Genomic DNA, 17,324 nt, shown 5'->3' on the forward strand with positions numbered 1-17,324 from the left:
CATTATCTGAATGACTGACGAGGAACCCATCATGCCATTGGCGTCGATCGACGGCATTCACTTGCATTACCGTATTGACGGCGCCGAGCATACCGATGCGCCGTGGGTCGTGCTGTCCAATTCGCTGGGCACGCAGCTGGCGATGTGGGATGCCCAAGTCCCGGCGCTAAGCGCGCATTTTCGCGTGCTGCGTTACGATACGCGCGGACACGGGCAGTCGGATACGCCGCCGGGGCCCTATACAATCGGACGGCTGGCCGATGACGTGGTCGCGCTGCTGGATACGTTGAGCATCCAGCGTGCGCACTTTTGCGGTTTGTCGATGGGCGGGCAGATTGGCATCGCGCTGGGCGCGCGCCATGGCGACCGGCTCATCCGGCTGGTGTTGTCGAACACGGCATCCAAGATCGGCTCGCCGCAGGTGTGGAACTCGCGCATCGCGAAAGCGCGCAGCGAAGGCATGGCCGGCTTGGCCGACGCGGCCATCGAGCGTTGGTTTACGCCGGGATTGCGCAAGCAGCAAGCCGCGCAGCTAGCGCCGTTGCGCGCGCAACTGGTGGCTACCGACCCCGAGGGGTATGTTGCAAACTGTGAGGCGGTACGCGATGCGCACTTGCGTGACGAATTAGGCCGCGTCACCGTGCCGACGTTGGTCATCGCCGGCACGCACGATGTTGCGACGAGCCCGGAGCAGGGCCGGGCGATGGCCGCGGCGATCCAGGGGGCCCAGTATCTCGAACTCAATGCATCGCATCTCTCAAACATCGAACAACGTGACACGTACAACCGCGAGCTGGTGGCATTTCTGCGGGGCGCCGCGTAATAGAAGCCGCTGGCATAAGCCAGCGTCATGCCGCGTGAGGCAGTGCGGAGCGCAGCACGTCGAAATTGACCGGCTTGGGCAGCACCAGCAGGCCTTCCTGTTGCGCCAGACTTAACTTGTCGGTGTGCCCAGTGACCAGAATCACGGGTAAGCTGGGGTCCGCATCGCGCAGCGCGATGGCCAGGTCGATGCCGTTCATCGGGCCGGGCATGGTCACGTCACTGATCACCGCATCGTATCGCGCGTGCCGCTGGTAGATCTGCAGAGCTGAATGAGCGTCCGGCGCGGTGGTGACGCGATGACCATCCAGGTTCAGCACCGCCGCCGTCGCCTCGGCAACCTCGTTATCGTCCTCCACCAGCAGGAGTTCCAGCCCGGTCATGCCGGTCAAGGCGTGGCGCGCGCGCGCCGCGCGGCTCGGCCGGCCGTCGGGGACCGCGTTGGCGTCCGCTGGCGCCGTGGTGGGCGATGGCCGCGACAAGGGTTCACCGGGTGCCGGTGTGGGAGTCTCGCCGTCAGACGCCAATGGACGCGAAGCAGCCCTGTCGCGTTCGGCGGCGTGCAGCCCGGCGTGGACGGGTGCCTCGGCTTCGGCGGTCGCCGCCGGCAGGAACAAGGCGACTGTCGTGCCCACGCCAGGATGGCTCATGATCTGTGCATCGCCGCCGGCCTGCTGGCAGAAGCCGTAGACTTGCGGCAGCCCGAGGCCGGTGCCCTTACCGAGTTCCTTGGTCGTGAAAAATGGCTCGAACGCGCGCGCCACCACGTCGGCGCTCATCCCGCAACCATTGTCGCTCACCGCGAGACGCACCCGATCTGCTTCGGCTGTCGGCGCCGCGCCGGCGCGCTCGTGTGCCGCCTGGTGGTTGTTGGCCGAAATGGCGATCCGGCCGCCGGCCGGTAGCGCGTCGCGCGCGTTGGCGACCAGGTTGATCAGCGCAAGTTGCAGGTCGGTGGGGTCCGCCAGCACGGGCCATACGCTGTCAGGCACCGCGATGCGCACGTCGCACTGCGGGCCGGCGGACGCCTCGATCAGCCCCTTCCACTCGGCCAGACGGCTGCGCAGGTCGATCCGCTCGGCCCGCGTAGGCTGCTTGCGCGAGATGCTGAGCAAACGACGGGTCAGGGCTTCGCCTGTGTGCACGGCTCGCTCAATGGCCCGCCACTGCTTTGCCATGTTGCCCTCGCCCATCTTTAGACGGATTAGCCGCGCATTCGCGGACAGCACCATCAGCAGGTTGTTGAAGTCGTGCGCGACGCTGCCGGTCAGTCGGCCCAGCGATTCCATTTTTAGCGCGTGCCGATAGTCTTCCTCGGCCGCACGCCGCAGCGAGGCCTCCGCTTGCCATTGACGCCATGCTTTTTCCTCGCTATCGAGGCGGCGCAGCGCGACGAACGCCACCAGGAACAACGCGATGCTGGGCACGACCGAAAAGCCGGTGACGATTGCGGTGCGAGCGAGCCAACGCGAGAACACCTGGTCCAGTCGCAGGTAGTCAGTGACGTAGACGTCCCGCGAGCCCACGCGCCGGTAGCCAATGATCGCCTGCGTATCGGCCAGGTGGACCCGCTCGGTGCCGCCCAATTGCGCGGCCAGCACGCCGCGCGGCACCGGCGGCTCGATGTCGCCGGGCACGGGCGGCGGATAGCGGGCGAGCAACGTGCCATCATTGCGCATCAGCGCGAGCTGGCCGATGTGGCTGCCGGTCACAAGCTCACGATAGAAGTCCTCGAAGTACGATGCGCGGATTGACAGGGCGACGACGCCGGCAAATGAGCCATCGCTGGCATGGCGCGGCGTGATGACATCGAAGATGCGGTCACGGTGTCCCCGCAACGGGATCGCCTCGGTCACGTAGTCGCCCTGGTTCCACCGAGCGGCGTTGCGGAATGCATCGGTCTGCGCAAGACTGCGCGGCACGCCCAAATAGGGATCGTTAGTGACCACGAGCCGGCCACTTGCATCGTACACGCTTACCGCAGCCAAATGATCGAAAGGTGCTGCAATTGAGCGCAGCTTGGTGGTCATTGCGTAACCGCCCAACGTACCGCCATGGGATTCGGCATCGTAGATCGCCTGCAGGACCCTGTCCCGGATCACTTCATTGAGCTCGAATACCTTCAGCGCCTGTTCCTCGGTGATCCGCGACGAGCGTGTGGCGAATCCACTGGCGTCGTCCAGCGCCTTGTGCCAACTGGTTATACCGTAGTACAGCAGGAACCCCGCCGGCAGCACGACGGTAGCAATCAGCAGCACGGCCAATGCACGGCGCAATGTGGCGAAGTCGCGCACTGGCGCGTTGGGCTCGGCGTGCCCGGACAGCGGCACAGGCCAGTCCGCCCCGACGGTTGCACGACTATCGGGGGGGGCTGGTTCGCTCGGCCCTGCAGGTCTTTTTGCAGGCGTGCGCATCTCAAATAGGGACACCTTGTCGACAAAAGATCCTCTATTTTAGGACCATCGCGTGAACCTGAACCTGCTGTGGTTCGCTTTGCTGTTAAGATGGTGCCGCTTTTTACCGGCCGGCGCCGCTGGCGTGTGCTGCATCGTTCCGCCTTATCATGTCCTCGTTGCTTCGTTTCCTGGAACCGTGGGAGCCCTCGTTTGGGCTGGTGTTCATCTTTATCGCGGCCGCCGTGCTGTTTGCGCGCGGCACGCTGCGCCAACGTGTGAGCATCGCGCGCCAGGCAGCGTTCTGGACGGGTCTCGTGCTGCTGTATGTCGCGCTGCACACGCGAGTGGACTATTACGCCGAGCATCAATTCTTCGTCCACCGGCTCCAGCACTTGGTGCTGCATCACCTGGCACCGCTGCTGGTCATGTCCGCCTATCCCGGCAGCGTGATGCGTGCCGGCATGCCGTTGCATTGGCGCGGCATGCTGCACCGGGCGGCCCGGCGGCGTGCGTCGCGCATAGCCGGCGCCGTGCTGCTCAACCCGGCGTTCATCTCGTTGGCGTTCGTGATTTCGGTGCTTTTCTGGCTCATTCCGTCCGTGCAGTTCATTTCGATGCTCGACTGGCGCATCTACTTGTTCATGAACTGGTCGGTGACGGTCAGTGGTCTGCTGTATTGGTGGATGCTGCTGGATCATCGCCCGAGCCCGCCCAGCCGGGTAAAGCCGGGCATGCGGGTGTTGTCGCCGGTCATCACGATGACGCCCCAGCTTTTGGCCGGTGCGGTCATCACGTTTTCCTCGCGCGACCTGTATCCGATCTTCACGTTGTGCGGTCGCGCCATGGACCTGTCGCCGGCGCTGGATCAAAGCCTGGGTGGGCTGATTATGTGGGTGCCCGCGGCCATCATCGAAACGATCGGCGGCCTGATGGCGCTGCGGCACATGATGCGCCTGTCAACGCTGCCACCGCGTCGCCCCCCCGCGCGGCGCGCGCGGGCCGCCACGCTGGCGGGTGTCGCCCCGCCAGCGCGGGCCGGCCGCTCATAGCGCGAGTCGCTTGTGCACCCCTGACGCGTCGAGCCGGCAGCACGGTTCGCGCGTCATCGCGCGTCATTTTTGTACCTTGCGAAAAGAGATCGGTACAATGGCCGGCTGATTGCCGGGCATTGGTCCGGGCGCATGCGGAAAGGATTCCATGAAATTGATTCAAACCCGTCTCATCTCGCGCTTTGTTGCGGGTGCCATCATTGCCGGCGCCGTGGCGGCCTGCAGTTCACCCCATCCACAGGCTATCGACTACAAGCGTGCCACGCGGGCAAAGGCGTCGTCGCTAATCGTGCCTCCGGACATGACTCACGAGATCGCTGATCAGCGTTCGCTGCCGCCTCAAGGCGGCTCAGCGTCGCTGTCCAGATTGCAGCAGGTGCAGCAATCGGCGCCTGCGTCGGTGGGCGACGCGGTGCTGCCACCGGTGCAGGGCATGCATATCCAGCGCGAGGGCACGCAGCGCTGGTTGGTGATCGACAAGCAGGCACCCGCGCAAGTGTGGCCACAGGTGCGGCGTTTTTGGCAGGAGCAGGGCTTCGTGCTGTCGCTGGACGCGCGCGATCGCGGGATCATGGAGACGGACTGGTACGAAACCCATCCGCAGGTGCCGGATGGCCTGATCCGCAATACGTTGTCCAAGGCGCTGGGCACCGGCTACACGACCGGCCTGCGCGACAAGTACCGCACGCGGCTTGAAAACGCGCCAAACGGCGGAACGTATGTGTTCATCAGCCAGCGCGGATTGCATGAGCAGTTGTTCGGCTCGAACAACGAGCAAAGCCGGTGGGAGGATCGGCCGAATGATCCGGCGCTGGAGGCCGAGTACCTGAAGCGGTTGATGCAAGCGGTGGCACGTAACCAGCAGGGCGATGCGTTGCCGGTCGCGGAGCCGGTGGCCGCATCTGCGCCCAAGGCCGCCGACGCGGTGGCCAATGCATCGCAGGCAGCGCGCAAGGCGTCGGGGGCTGCCGCGACGCCGAGCGGGCCGACCGACATTACGCTTGCCGAGCCTTACGACGATGCGTGGCTGCGGGTCGGCGTGGCATTGGACCGGAACAATTTCACGGTCGATGACCGCGATCGCACGCGTGGCCTGTATTTCATTCGTTATGTGGATCCGAACGACTTAAGTTCGGCCAAACAGGGCTTCTGGAGCCAAGTATTCCATGGCCGCAAGGAAAAGGCGGCGAAGCAGTACCGTGTGAATGTGCGCGCGCTGACCGAGACGCAGACGAGGGTCGCGATTGTGGACGAGAGCGGACAGATCGACGATTCGAAGCAGGCACGCCAGATTCTGTCGCTGCTGATCGACCCACTGCGCTGACCCTGCCGCGGCTAATCAACTAGCCGCGCTGAGCGTCATCCCGAGCGGCGTGCGCACGGCACGCCACTTTTTGCAGTCCGCGCCAGGCCGTGCGTAGGCCATGACGTCATGTGACGCCGTAACGGCTGGCGCTGTCGTGCCAGCCGACCCCCGCCTCGTCGTCGAATGGGCTGCCTGCCGGGCAAGGTTTCCTCCCGGGCTATGGCGGCGCGTACTCGACGCGGTTGCGCCAACCGCCAAGCCCGGCGCCTTGCCCGGGTCGAGGCAGGCGCCGATGACGCCGCTGTTTATCCTCGTCACGCGACGGTTTTGTCCTCGCCTCGTACTGCAAGGGAGTTTTTCCGCGTTGACCGGGGCGGCGGCACACGCGTCAGTGCGCGTCGACGACGTCCAGAATCAAGATGATCGTCCAGTCCGCTTCACCCTCGTGGTGATACTGCCGCTCCGCGACGATGAACGGCTGCTGTTTGCCCGGCGGGCCCAGAAACAACACGTCACCCTCAACGGGTAGGCATTCGATCGGTGGCAGCGCGATGTATGGCTCATCACCGCGTGTGGTGCGCGGCATCAGCTTCTCGATTTTTTTCGAGGCTGCCTCGGTCCATTCGATTTCGAGTTCGATATGATTCACACCATCCTCTATGTCGTTGCGCTTGTGCATCGGGCGCGGGACTGTAACACGAAACCGACGCCCATAAAAAAGCCGAAGCCCGCGAGGCTTCGGCCCGATGGCACCTCAGCGCGCGGTATGTCGCGCCGCACGCCAGTTGCAGCTGTTACTGGTGTGCGGCCGACGATGCAGCAGCGCCAGCCTCGGAGGCCTGCTGCGCGTGCCCGGCCGCGTGCCTGGCCTTATGATGCTGGACAGCCTTGCGATGCTTGGCCGGTGCGTGCGTGGGTGCTGGCGCTGCTGGGGCTTCCGATTGGGCAGTTTCCAGCGCCTGGGCGCGCTGTTCGACGTCGGCCGCCTTGGCCGGGTCGGTGCTCATCGTCACACCGCGATCGGTCTGCGCATATGCCGTTGCGGCAAACAAGGAAACGAGCAATGCCAGGGACACTTTCTTCATCTTTATCTCCGTAGAGTGACAGCGTTCTCGGGCCCATGACCGGAAGTGCCATACTATCCGGCAGAGCACGCATTCTAGCCAGTAAACAGGCTATCCGCAGCGACATTGTAACGACCTTGTCGTGACGTGACATCTTGTTGCATATCGCGGACACAACAAATTCGATTCGGCAGTCATTTTTCCGCGCATACTATTGGGATCGGTCTGGAGCCATCAGAACCACCCGATCCGCCGGTAGACGTAAAACTGCGCAAGGCCGATCCATTCGTGCCACGCGATGCGGGTGTTAATGACATGGGCGAGGTGCGGCCGCCAGCCTGGGCGCCGCCATCTGTGGTTGGATGCGAACGGCACGGCATTGATGCCGAAGTGGTGAAAGTCGAGCAGCGCGCGTGGCAAGTGGTACGCTGACGTGATCAGCACGATCTGGTCATAATGGTGTCGGCGCAGGATCGCGCCGGTGTTGCGGGCGTTTTCGTAAGTGTTCAGGCTGTCGGGCTCGAGCACGATGTTGGATGCCGGCACTCCGTGCGATACCAGATGCGGTCGATAGTTGACCGCTTCGCTGTGCTCGTGTTTTTGAGGATTGCCGCCGCTTATCACCAGCGTGCACTGCGCGCGCTGCGCACGGCATAGTGTGAATTGCGCGGCTGCTGCGTCGATGCGTCGCCACGCGTCGAACTTTGGCACCAGCCGATGCGCACCGTCATATTCAGTGCCGCTGCCAAGCAGCACGATCGCGACGTTGCCGGCATAGCGCGGGGGACTTGCGGCTGGCACACGGGTTTCTAGTGCGTGCAGCGCCGGTTCGCCGAGCCATCCGGCGCACAGCAGGTAGGCGAACAACGCCGCCGCGACGCAGGTCGTACGGCGGTGGCGGCGCGATATGGCGATGGCGACGAGCCAGAGGAATGCAACGAATGCAACGAGCATGGAAGTATCGTTTCAGGCATCGTCCCGGCCGGCTTCGTGCCGGCTAAGGCGATCGAGTTCAGACGGTGAGTGTCAAGGGTCCGCCGTCCGCCAGGTCGAGCCGCGCCGGTGACGGTGCCCAGCTGGTCGCGGCGCGACCGCGGCGCGACGATTATAAGCGGACATGTCGAATGCGCCGGCCACGCTGGCCGGCGCCAACGTGGAGGGCGGGATGGATTATACGAACGAGGCCGTGCTGGAAGGTCTGCGGCGCGCACAATACCGGCAGGTGCCTTGGCCGCGTCGTCCGCGAGTGTTCGAGTTCCTGCGCGAGCAGGGGCTGATCGGTACCGCACGGCAACCTTCACCGCTCGTGCCGGGCTACCACGCGCCCGTGGATATTGCGGTGCTCAGCGCTCGGGGCAAGACGGAGCTGGGGCGACTGGAGCGCCGTGCGCGCCTACCTGCATGGCCTGTCGAGCGTGAGCTGCGTTATGCGTGTGACGCGACCGCGTCGCTGCTCGCGCACGCCGACCCTCAGCCGTGAAGGTGGGGCGCATCGCGCAGCGCGGCTTGCCGAGGGCAGGGCAGTGGAAAAAGCCCGTATCCGCGCGGATACGGGAACATACCGGATGTTACTCATTGCCACGCTGTGCTCATGGCATAGTGTCGGACAGAGGGGGCGCGCGCAGGTTCCCGCGCGTGCGGAATGTACAAATGGGAGCGAGCCGCCAAGCGTTGCTTTGGATATCGCTGCGTAGATCGCCTCGCGGTACCGGCGGAGTCAACGGCTCGGGCAGGTACGCGCTGCGCTCGACGCGCTCGGGACGGCTGGCGCGCGCGACTGCACCGGCGCTGTGGTAGCCGCTGTCCAACCATCCTGCGGCCGCGGCCGCGCCGATTGACCATAGTGCTATGCCGCAGACGGTCTGGACCTTCACGCTCATTGTTGCTCCCTAGGGTCGATCGAGGTGGCGTCTATTACTTTGATTCCACGATAAGCGTGGGGGAGAAAGGCCGCTGTAAATAAAAGTAAATGAATGTTTCCCGTGTCAGCCGGACAATCAAGCGCGCTGTCGGGTCAGCGTACCGGTGGCGCCGCCTCAGGCCGCCTAGCAGTGACGAGGGACAACCGCGCGAGGGGCAGCCCGTGGCGTGAAACGCACTGAAACAAGCCGCCGTTTCGCGGTCCGAGTAGGCGCGCGCGCCGCGCCTGTAAAAGCAATCCGCCCGGCACGCGAGCGGATCTGCGAGTGTCAGTCCAGTCAGGCTATCTTCGCTGGCGCGCGCCACGACTCCGGATTGGTCCAGAACGCGCCACGCAGCCGATCGCGGCTCGGTGGCGCGGGGGGCTTGACGGCCGACGCGCCGATGCGGCCGCGCAACGTGATTGGGCGCCCAGCGCCGACAAGGCGGCGCACGATCTCGGCTAGCGTGCCGTCAGCCTGCCACTCGTCGAAGCGCCGGCGACAGGTCGGCGGTGACGGATAGCGACCGGGCAGCTTGGACCATCCTTCCCCGGTTGATAAGACCCAGAGCACGGCATTGACCACGGCGCGCGGCTCGACGCGAGGCCGGCCGCGACGTTCGACGCGCGCTGGCTCCTCGCAGAACAGCGCCTCAACCAGCGCCCACTCGTGATCTTTTAAGTCGTCGAACAGCATCATCGTTTCACCTCAACGAAGCAAACCCCGGTGTACTGCCCCGCACCGCGCACCTTGATCCACCACCCTGGCAGCGGGGCGTTGGTCCCCTTGGAAGCGGGCGTCGCTTGGGTCGCTGCCTTGGCTAGGCTGGTGCGTATAACAAAGGCAGAAACCGTGCCATTGGACCGGCATGCAGACGCTGCAGCGCCAGCCACGGCGGGCGGCCGTGACGGCAGCTGGAATGTATGTCCGGCTAGTTGTGTATCTCAATACGGAATGGCCTGATAAGGAATCAGGACAATCACCAATCACCAATCACCGGCACACGGCGCCATGTTGGTGAGCATCGACGTCCGATGGGGCACCGCCGTACATTGCGTGGCGCAGCAGGCTCGCTGCGCCGCCGTCATGGCGGCGCAACTCGCGCAACATAGCGGCGCGCGAGTTCGGCGTATGATTTGCATCATTGCGCGTATTGATGAATTCAATCAATGAATGTAACGCTCAGGCAACTCCGGGTCTTCATCGAAGTCGCGCGTCTGCAAAGTTTCAGCCGGGCAGGCGATGAAATCGGCTTGACGCAATCGGCCGTCAGCCGCTGCGTGCGCGAGCTGGAGATCGAACTGGGATTAAAGCTGGTCGACCGCACGACACGCGAGGTCCGTCCGACGGACGCGGGCACGAATCTGCTGGGCGGCGTGTCGCGGCTGCTGTCTGACCTAGATCAAGTGCTGCGGGAGATACGGGAGATCAGCGAGCAGCGGCGCGGCCGGGTGATCGTGGCCGCAAGCCCGACCATTGCGTGCCGGCTGATGCCTCGCGTCGTTGCCCGCTGCCAGCAACAATTCCCGTATATTCAGCTTGGCCTGCGTGACGATGTGCAAAGCGACGTGGTGCGCAAAGTGAAATCCGGCGAAGTGGATTTTGGCGTGATCGTCGGCGGTTTGGCGATCGACGAACTGATTGGCGAGCCGTTGATGACTGACTCGTTTTGCGTCGTCTGCCCGGCCAATCACCGGCTGGCCGCCGGCACGCAGGTGCAATGGGGCGCTTTGGCCGGCGAGTCGCTGGTGCTGCTCGGCCCGGAGTCGGGCAGCCGACCGATCATCGACCGGGTGCTGCGCGAGCATGGCGTCGTCTCGCCGGTCGTACAGGAGTTGGGACATTCGGCGACGGTGTTCGGAGTGGTCGAGGCTGGCGTAGGCATCAGTGTGCTGCCATGGCTGTCGCTGCCGTTGCCGGCCAATTCCGGGCTTGTCGCGCGTGCGTTGGTGCCGCGCGCGCAGCGCACGGTGGAGCTTGTGCGCCGTCGCGATCGCTCGCTGTCGCCGGCCGCCCAGGCGGTATGGGAACTGGTGCGTACGCTGCCCGCCCGGGCCGAGGATCTGACATGAGCGGGCCTCGCGACGCGCTGCGCATGGCGCACGACACACGGCGCGCGTGCCTTTATCTTTACGCGTTGTGTTTTTTTGCGTACTATAACGTTCAGTCACGCGGTTCCTTACGGAATTCCTCTGGCTTCCCGGCGCGGTGTGGTCCGTGGTCATTCTGCCAACCCCCGGGCGTGCTCCCATCAATATGATCGACCAGAAGCGGGCGAGCGCGGTCTTTCGTCATGCGCGTTGTTCAGGCGCTTTTGATCCGGTTCATTGACCAAACAGGTCTGGTCCAGCTGAATGAATACCCAAGAGGCGAAAATCGTCCTCGAGACTGCTTTGATTTGCGCGCAGGAGCCGCTCAGGGTCAGCGACATGCGCCGGCTGTTTGCCGACGCGATCTCGGCTGATACGATTCGGGCGCTGCTCGAAGACCTGCGGACGGACTGGCGCGATCGAGGTGTCGAGTTGGTATCGGTGGCAACTGGATGGCGATTTCAGAGCCGTCCGGCAATGCGCGCATTTCTGGATCGGCTCAATCCGGAGAAGCCGCCAAAGTATTCGCGTGCAGTGCTCGAGACGCTCGCGATCATTGCGTATCGTCAGCCGGTTACGCGGGGCGATATCGAGGAGATTCGCGGTGTCACGGTCAATACGCAGGTCATCAAGCAATTGGAGGACCGTGGATGGATCGAGGTGATCGGGCATCGTGACGTGCCCGGGCGGCCGGCGCTGTACGCGACGACTAAGCAGTTCCTGGACGATCTCGGAATGGCCACGCTGGACGAGTTGCCGCCGCTGTCTAACCCGAGCCCGCAGGGGCAGGCTGATCTGCTGGCGCAGCGCGCCATCGAGTTTGCCGATGGCGACGCGCAACCGAGTCGCGCTGCGGCGATCGGTGAGGCAGCTGGGTTGGCGCGCGATGCCGCAGGCGATGATTCGGGGGCGGCGCCCCCGCCAGAACCTGTGAGGGGCGAGATCGCCGAGGCGGCGTGCACCGTTGCGGAGCCTGCGATCCCGGTCCCGGCCGTGGGGGGCCACCGTGATGCTGCCGAGACGCGTGCGGTCCCGCCCGCGCACGATCTGGTAGATGCCCCAGCAGCGCACAGCCATACCGACGGGGGTGACGAGCACGACGGGCACGCGCACCCGGTAGTGGCGGCCGCCCCTGGCGACGTCGAAAAGATTAATGAGCAGGCGCCGAGCGACCCGATATCGCGCGACGTTTGACGTGACACGTACACCGACCCCGGCGCAGCCAAATGGCACATGCCGGCATTCTGACACTCAGAGGTTGTTTTGAACGAGAACCACGATCCCGATTCTCTCGAGTCCGGTCCTGCCCGCGTGGCGGCCGTGGACGATCGCGATGCGGGCCAGCGCGCCTTGCCAGTGCTGCCGGCCACGGAAGGCGGCGACGGCGAAGAGCGGCCACGGCGCGGTTTGCGCCGTGGACCGCGCAGCCTGATTGCTCGCCGTCGCGCGGTGGCCAAATCGAAGGCGATTGGTGCCGTCGATGCTGCGCCGGCCGCAGTGACTGAGGCGCCGCCCGACGGCGAGGTGGTCGCGCATGTCCGCCTGCCTCGCAAGGACCCCACCAACAAGCGTCAGGGCAAGGGCGCCAAGCGTGACCCTGAGGCGCGCCGCGATGCCGACGCCCCTCGTGGCGAGCCGCGCGCAAGGCGTGACGCCAGCGCGGCGCCAGCCGGCGGTTCCCCGCAAGGCGGGGGGCGTGACAACGACGTGTTCGCCTACGTCACGTCGCCGGCGTTCGATGCCGACAACACCGGTGCGGGCGGTGTGCGCGCGCCGATGCTGCGGCGCGGCCGCAAGGGCGGCGTGCCGGCTGGCAAGCGCGCGTTGTCGGCCGACGACGACGCGCCGAAGCTGCACAAGGTGCTTGCCGAGGCCGGCATGGGCTCGCGTCGCGAAATGGAAGAATTGATTATTGCTGGGCGCGTGTCGGTCAATGGCGAGCCGGCGCACATCGGCCAGCGGATTATGCCAACCGATCAGGTACGCATCAATGGCAAGCCGGTCAAGCGCAAGCTGCCGAACAAGCCGCCGCGCGTGCTGATCTATCACAAGCCGGCAGGCGAGATCGTGAGCCACGCAGATCCGGAAGGTCGCCCGTCGGTGTTCGACAAGCTGCCGCCGATGAAGACGGCGAAATGGTTGGCCGTCGGTCGGCTGGATTTCAATACCGAAGGCTTATTGTTGTTGACTACGTCCGGTGACCTCGCGAACCGCTTCATGCATCCGCGCTACCAGGTTGAGCGCGAATATGCGGTGCGGGTCATCGGCGAATTGGCCGAGAGCGCGCGGCAGAAGCTGCTCAGCGGCGTCGAGCTCGATGACGGTCCGGCGAGCTTCCTGCGTATTCAGGATGGCGGTGGCGAAGGCACTAATCGCTGGTACCACGTGGCGCTTGCAGAAGGCCGCAACCGCGAGGTGCGTCGCATGTTCGAAGCCGTGGGCCTGACCGTCAGCCGGTTGATCCGCACGCGCCATGGCCCGATCCTGCTGCCGCGTGGCCTCAAGCGTGGCCGCTGGGAGGAGCTTGAGGACAACCAGGTGCGCGCGTTGCTGTCAGCTGTCGGGCTGAAAGGGCCGGGCGAGGACAAGGCGGAGCGCAGCAAGGCGGCGCCGCGTCGTCAACCCGATCCGATGCAGACGGCACTCGGCTATATTAGCTACGATGCGCCGGGCCCGCAGCGGCGTTTTGGCCGCGGTGCGCGCGGCGGCGCGAACTGGACTTCATCCACGCCGCCGGTGCCCGGGTATACCGGCTTTGCCGCCGTGCACGGGCACGGCAATATGACGGGTGGCAAACACGATAACCGTGACGTCAACGGCAACCAGGCATCCGGCAAGGGTGGCAACCGTGCGCAAAAGGGCAAGCCGCGAGGCGGTCACGGTGCGCAGCCGGCGCCGCGCCAAGGTGGCGCGCGGCAGGGCGGTGCGCCACGGGGGCGCCCGCGCGGTCGTTAAGCGTGTGCTTGTTGGAGGTGCCCCTCGTGCGCGACGTGGCGTGCCGACGCGCCGCGCGCGTGTCACCGCGTGGCCACGTTTCGGTTTCGATATGTGGCGTGGATTGCGGGTAGCGGCAAAAAACGCTATAATTTTGCAGTCGCTGGGCACACGTCTTATCAGTTAAGGTGCGGCTCGAGGCGCGACCACCGGTAAAAAGAGATGGGCGTGTTGGCGCCCATTTTTTTTTGCCGTTGCCGCAGTGCGTCGTTATCGTGGCGAGGATGGCCCGATGACGCTGCTTCGCAGTACTGCCGCTTCCGTGCGCCGCGTTGCGCGAGCGTGCCCGGTACCGCGAAACAGGAAGCCGGTACGCGCGTTGCGCGCGGTCCGTGCTGCATGAGGTCAAACAACGTGCAATTGTCGGAACTGATTGAAAATACCGTTACCGGGCTCGGATACGAGCTTGTCGATTTGGAACGCTCCGGCCGCGGCATGCTGCGTGTGTTTATCGACCAGCCGGCGGGCATCGCGATAGACGATTGTGAAAAGGTGACGCGCCAGCTTCAACACGTGCTGACCGTCGAAAATATTGACTATGAACGTCTCGAGGTTTCGTCGCCGGGGCTAGACCGGCCGCTGAAGAAACGAGCAGATTTCGAGCGTTTCGCCGGTAGCGAAGCGATGGTGACGTTGAAGCAGCCGCTGGACGGCCGAAAATCGTTCCGTGGCATCCTGCACGCGCCCAATGGCGACACGATAGGTTTGGAATTTGAAGGAAAAGACGGCCCGGCGAGGCTCGATTTCACGCTCGCCGACATGGACCGTGCTCGTCTTGTTCCGCAAGTCGATTTTAGGAGCCGCAAACAATGAGTCGCGAAGTGTTGATGCTGGTGGATGCGCTGGCGCGCGAGAAAAACGTCAACAAGGATGTGGTATTCGCCGCGCTCGAGGCCGCGCTCGCTTCCGCCACGAAGAAGCTCTTCGACGAGGATGTCGACATACGCGTGTCGATCGATCGCGAGTCTGGCGAGCATGAGACTTTCCGCCGCTGGCGCATCGTGCCGGACGAGGCGGGCTTGCAGCAGCCGGACCAGGAAATCTTGCTGTTTGAGGCGCGCGAGCAGGATCCGGATGCGCAATTGGACGGTTATATCGAAGAGCCGATTCCGTCGATCGAGTTCGGTCGCATTGGTGCGCAAGCGGCCAAGCAAGTGATTCTGCAGAAGGTGCGCGATGCGGAGCGGGAACAGATCCTGAATGATTTCCTTGAGCGCGGCGAGAAGATCATGACCGGCTCGGTAAAGCGGCTCGACAAGGGCAACCTAGTCGTCGAATCGGGGCGGGTCGAGGCGTTGCTGCGCCGCGACCAACTGATCCCGAAAGAGAATCTGCGCATTGGCGATCGCGTGCGTGCGTATATTGCCAAGGTCGACCGCACGGCGCGGGGGCCGCAGATCGAGCTATCGCGCACCGCGCCCGAATTCCTGATGAAGCTGTTCGAATTCGAAGTGCCGGAGATCGAGCAGGGCTTGCTCGAAATCAAGTCGGCAGCGCGCGACCCCGGCGTGCGGGCGAAGATCGCGGTGGTGGCCTATGACAAACGCATCGACCCGATCGGCACGTGCGTTGGTATTCGCGGTTCGCGTGTGCAGGCAGTGCGCAACGAGTTGGGTGGCGAGAACGTCGATATCGTGCTATGGTCGGAAGATCCTGCCCAGTTCGTGATCGGCGCCCTTGCGCCGGCTGCCGTGCAATCGATCGTCGTTGACGAGGAAAAGCACGCGATGGATGTTGTCATCGACGAAAACGAGCTGGCTGTCGCGATTGGCCGAAGCGGCCAGAACGTGCGGCTCGCCAGCGAGCTGACCGGCTGGCAGATCAATATCATGACGCCGGACGAGTCCGCCGAGAAACAGTCGCAAGAGCGCAAGGTGCTGCGTGACCTGTTCATGAAGCGGCTGGACGTCGATGAGGAGGTCGCCGACATCTTGATCGACGAAGGCTTCACGAGCCTCGAGGAGATCGCGTACGTGCCGCTCAACGAGATGCTCGAGATCGAGGCGTTCGACGAAGACACGGTGCACGAGTTGCGCAATCGCGCGCGCGATGCGCTGCTGACGATGGCGATTGCGAATGAGGAAAAGGTCGAAAACGCGTCGCTCGACCTGAAGGGCCTCGAGGGGATGGATCGGGAGTTGCTCGCTAAGCTTGCCGAGCACGAGATACACACGCGTGATGATCTGGCCGAGTTGGCTGTCGACGAGTTGGTCGAGATGACCGGCATCGATGAGGAGGCCGCGAAGGCGCTGATCATGAAGGCGCGCGAGCACTGGTTCCAGTGACGGGCGTGAAGCGAGATTATGATGGCGCATTGAAATGACGCGGCCCGATAGGCCGCACCGGGATGTCAACTGCAAGGACCGCTGTCCTTGCCTCAAGAGGGATGAATGGCGAGCAACAACGTAGCCCAATTTGCCGCGGAACTGAAGATGCCTGCAGGCCTTCTGCTCGAACAGCTTCAAGCTGCGGGTGTGCAGAAAGCTAACGCTGACGACGTGCTGTCCGAAGCGGACAAAGCGCGTTTGCTGGATCACTTGCGCAAGTCGCACGGCAGCGCTGACGGCGACAAGCGAAAGATCACGCTGACGCGCCGGCAGACGTCAGAAATTAAGCAGGCCGACGCAACCGGCAAGGCTCGCACGATCCAGGTCGAAGTGCGCAAGAAGCGGGTGTTCGTCAAGCGCGACGAGCCAGGTACCGAAGCGCCGAACGGCGAGGACCAGGACAGTGCGACTGCCGAGCTTGCGCGTCGCGAGGAGCAGGCGCGTCTCGAAGCCGAGGCACTGGCCCAGCAGGCGCGCGAATTGCAGGAGCGGCAGGAGCGCCTTGAGCGTGAGGAAGCGCAGCGGCGTGCCCGCGAAGAGGCGGCGCAGGCGGAACGGCGGCGCGCCGAGGAGGAAGCGGCGCGGCGTGCGGCGCAGGTGGCCCAGGAGCAGGCCCAGGCGCAAGCGCGCGCGGCTGCCCAGCAAGTGGCCGAGCAGCAGCGCAATCACGCTGAACAGCAGCGCAATCACGATGCGCCACAACCGGCCGACCAATCTGCCGCCGCCGACGCTCGTGCAGCGGCCGAGCGCGCCGCCGAGCGGGAGGCGGCGAAGAAGGCCGCCGACGATGCTCGCGCCGCCGCCGACAAGGCGCGCCTGGAGCAAGAAGCTATCCGCAAGCGACGGGAAGCGGCGGAAGCCGAGGCGCGGGCGATCCGCGAAATGATGGCGACGCCACGCAAGGCAATGGTCAAGGTGCCTGAGCCGCCCAAGCCGGTTGAACCGGCCAAGACCGCTGAGGCAAAGGGCACGCTACACAAGCCGGCCAGGCCGGCGGGCGCGGCAGCGCCGGCCCGACCGGCCGCCGGCGCGAAGAAACCGGTGTCGGCACCGACGGCTGCGCCGTCCGGCGACAAGAAGAAAGTCCCGGGCAAGAGCGGTTGGCAAGACGATGCGGCGAAGCGGCGCGGCATCAAGACGCGCGGTGATTCAAGCGGTGGTGTTGACCGTGGCTGGCGGGGTGGTCCGCGCGGCCGTGGCAAGCATCAGGATGCGCAGACGAATTTCCAGGTGCCAACTGAGCCGATCGTGCGCGAAGTGCACGTGCCGGAGACGATCACCGTGGCCGACCTCGCGCATAAGATGGCTGTCAAGGCCTCCGAGGTCATCAAGGTGATGATGAAGCTCGGCCAGATGGTGACGATTAACCAGGTGC

General features: G+C 64.6%; 16 protein-coding genes. 10 read left to right on the forward strand and 6 right to left on the reverse strand.

Going from position 1 to position 17,324, the window contains the following annotated elements:
- The first annotated feature begins 31 nt into the window (after window positions 1-31).
- The gene (pcaD, locus tag IHE30_RS14765) at window positions 32-823 is read left to right on the forward strand and encodes a 3-oxoadipate enol-lactonase (RefSeq protein WP_337691711.1); all 792 of its coding nucleotides are present in this window, start codon (window positions 32-34) and stop codon (window positions 821-823) included.
- Window positions 824-848: 25 nt separating this feature from the next.
- Here pcaD and IHE30_RS14770 read toward each other — a convergent pair whose 3' ends face one another.
- The gene (locus tag IHE30_RS14770) at window positions 849-3,152 is read right to left on the reverse strand and encodes an ATP-binding protein (RefSeq protein ID WP_337691713.1); all 2,304 of its coding nucleotides are present in this window, start codon (window positions 3,150-3,152) and stop codon (window positions 849-851) included.
- A 233-nt stretch (window positions 3,153-3,385) separates the two neighbouring features.
- Here IHE30_RS14770 and IHE30_RS14775 point away from each other — a divergent pair, with 233 nt between their 5' ends.
- Window positions 3,386-4,267: a cytochrome c oxidase assembly protein gene (locus tag IHE30_RS14775; RefSeq protein WP_337691715.1), complete on the forward strand. Its 882-nt coding sequence runs from the start codon at window positions 3,386-3,388 to the stop codon at window positions 4,265-4,267.
- Between the two features lie 148 nt (window positions 4,268-4,415).
- Entirely contained in the window at window positions 4,416-5,591 is a 1,176-nt protein-coding gene (gene bamC, locus IHE30_RS14780; RefSeq protein WP_337691717.1) for an outer membrane protein assembly factor BamC, read from the forward strand.
- Between the two features lie 370 nt (window positions 5,592-5,961).
- On the opposite strand, the gene IHE30_RS14785 is transcribed toward bamC, so the two are convergent.
- From IHE30_RS14785 to IHE30_RS14795, 3 genes are all read right to left on the reverse strand, one after another.
- Window positions 5,962-6,252, reverse strand: coding sequence for a DNA-binding protein (locus IHE30_RS14785; RefSeq protein WP_443193690.1), 291 nt, complete (start codon window positions 6,250-6,252; stop codon window positions 5,962-5,964).
- Window positions 6,253-6,367: 115 nt separating this feature from the next.
- On the reverse strand, window positions 6,368-6,658 hold the full coding sequence (locus tag IHE30_RS14790) for a hypothetical protein (RefSeq protein ID WP_337691719.1): 291 nt from the start codon (window positions 6,656-6,658) through the stop codon (window positions 6,368-6,370).
- Window positions 6,659-6,871: 213 nt separating this feature from the next.
- Window positions 6,872-7,591, reverse strand: a complete 720-nt coding sequence (locus tag IHE30_RS14795) for a YdcF family protein (RefSeq protein WP_337691720.1) — start codon at window positions 7,589-7,591, stop codon at window positions 6,872-6,874.
- 211 nt (window positions 7,592-7,802) lie between these two features.
- On the opposite strand from IHE30_RS14795, the gene IHE30_RS14800 reads away from it, so the two are divergent.
- Window positions 7,803-8,117 (forward strand): hypothetical protein, encoded by a 315-nt coding sequence (locus IHE30_RS14800; protein ID WP_337691733.1) that lies wholly within the window; start codon window positions 7,803-7,805, stop codon window positions 8,115-8,117.
- A 109-nt stretch (window positions 8,118-8,226) separates the two neighbouring features.
- On the opposite strand, the gene IHE30_RS14805 is transcribed toward IHE30_RS14800, so the two are convergent.
- A complete protein-coding gene (locus IHE30_RS14805; protein ID WP_337691721.1) occupies window positions 8,227-8,517 on the reverse strand; it encodes a hypothetical protein in 291 nt (96 codons plus the stop codon).
- A 318-nt stretch (window positions 8,518-8,835) separates the two neighbouring features.
- The gene (locus IHE30_RS14810; protein WP_337691722.1) at window positions 8,836-9,237 is read right to left on the reverse strand and encodes a transposase; all 402 of its coding nucleotides are present in this window, start codon (window positions 9,235-9,237) and stop codon (window positions 8,836-8,838) included.
- Window positions 9,238-9,707: 470 nt separating this feature from the next.
- On the opposite strand from IHE30_RS14810, the gene IHE30_RS14815 reads away from it, so the two are divergent.
- From IHE30_RS14815 to IHE30_RS14840, 6 genes are all read left to right on the forward strand, one after another.
- The gene (locus tag IHE30_RS14815; RefSeq protein WP_337691723.1) at window positions 9,708-10,610 is read left to right on the forward strand and encodes a LysR family transcriptional regulator; all 903 of its coding nucleotides are present in this window, start codon (window positions 9,708-9,710) and stop codon (window positions 10,608-10,610) included.
- A gap of 282 nt (window positions 10,611-10,892) precedes the next feature.
- Window positions 10,893-11,822 (forward strand): SMC-Scp complex subunit ScpB, encoded by a 930-nt coding sequence (gene scpB / locus IHE30_RS14820; protein WP_337691724.1) that lies wholly within the window; start codon window positions 10,893-10,895, stop codon window positions 11,820-11,822.
- Window positions 11,823-11,891: 69 nt separating this feature from the next.
- Window positions 11,892-13,583 (forward strand): 23S rRNA pseudouridine(2605) synthase RluB, encoded by a 1,692-nt coding sequence (gene rluB, locus IHE30_RS14825; protein WP_443193691.1) that lies wholly within the window; start codon window positions 11,892-11,894, stop codon window positions 13,581-13,583.
- A gap of 393 nt (window positions 13,584-13,976) precedes the next feature.
- The gene (gene rimP / locus IHE30_RS14830) at window positions 13,977-14,435 is read left to right on the forward strand and encodes a ribosome maturation factor RimP (RefSeq protein ID WP_337691736.1); all 459 of its coding nucleotides are present in this window, start codon (window positions 13,977-13,979) and stop codon (window positions 14,433-14,435) included.
- A complete protein-coding gene (gene nusA / locus IHE30_RS14835; RefSeq protein ID WP_337691725.1) occupies window positions 14,432-15,907 on the forward strand; it encodes a transcription termination factor NusA in 1,476 nt (491 codons plus the stop codon). Before rimP ends, nusA begins: the two co-directional genes overlap by 4 nt.
- 105 nt (window positions 15,908-16,012) lie before the next feature.
- Window positions 16,013-17,324, forward strand: a 1,312-nt coding sequence (locus IHE30_RS14840; RefSeq protein ID WP_337691726.1) for a translation initiation factor IF-2 N-terminal domain-containing protein, incomplete at its 3' end; no start/stop codon positions are given.

It is taken from the genome of Mycetohabitans sp. B46, from assembly GCF_037389205.1.
Lineage (GTDB): Bacteria > Pseudomonadota > Gammaproteobacteria > Burkholderiales > Burkholderiaceae > Mycetohabitans.

What these genes read in the sequence shown, in the direction of transcription:
- pcaD (WP_337691711.1), top strand. Translation starts at nt 32, where the DNA reads ATGCCATTGGCGTCGATCGACGGCATTCACTTGCATTACCGTATTGAC.
- IHE30_RS14775 (WP_337691715.1), top strand. Translation starts at nt 3,386, where the DNA reads ATGTCCTCGTTGCTTCGTTTCCTGGAACCGTGGGAGCCCTCGTTTGGG.
- bamC (WP_337691717.1), top strand. Translation starts at nt 4,416, where the DNA reads ATGAAATTGATTCAAACCCGTCTCATCTCGCGCTTTGTTGCGGGTGCC.
- IHE30_RS14785 (WP_443193690.1), bottom strand. Translation starts at nt 6,252, where the DNA reads ATGCACAAGCGCAACGACATAGAGGATGGTGTGAATCATATCGAACTC.
- IHE30_RS14790 (WP_337691719.1), bottom strand. Translation starts at nt 6,658, where the DNA reads ATGAAGAAAGTGTCCCTGGCATTGCTCGTTTCCTTGTTTGCCGCAACG.
- IHE30_RS14795 (WP_337691720.1), bottom strand. Translation starts at nt 7,591, where the DNA reads ATGCTCGTTGCATTCGTTGCATTCCTCTGGCTCGTCGCCATCGCCATA.
- IHE30_RS14800 (WP_337691733.1), top strand. Translation starts at nt 7,803, where the DNA reads ATGGATTATACGAACGAGGCCGTGCTGGAAGGTCTGCGGCGCGCACAA.
- IHE30_RS14805 (WP_337691721.1), bottom strand. Translation starts at nt 8,517, where the DNA reads ATGAGCGTGAAGGTCCAGACCGTCTGCGGCATAGCACTATGGTCAATC.
- IHE30_RS14810 (WP_337691722.1), bottom strand. Translation starts at nt 9,237, where the DNA reads ATGATGCTGTTCGACGACTTAAAAGATCACGAGTGGGCGCTGGTTGAG.
- IHE30_RS14815 (WP_337691723.1), top strand. Translation starts at nt 9,708, where the DNA reads ATGAATGTAACGCTCAGGCAACTCCGGGTCTTCATCGAAGTCGCGCGT.
- scpB (WP_337691724.1), top strand. Translation starts at nt 10,893, where the DNA reads ATGAATACCCAAGAGGCGAAAATCGTCCTCGAGACTGCTTTGATTTGC.
- nusA (WP_337691725.1), top strand. Translation starts at nt 14,432, where the DNA reads ATGAGTCGCGAAGTGTTGATGCTGGTGGATGCGCTGGCGCGCGAGAAA.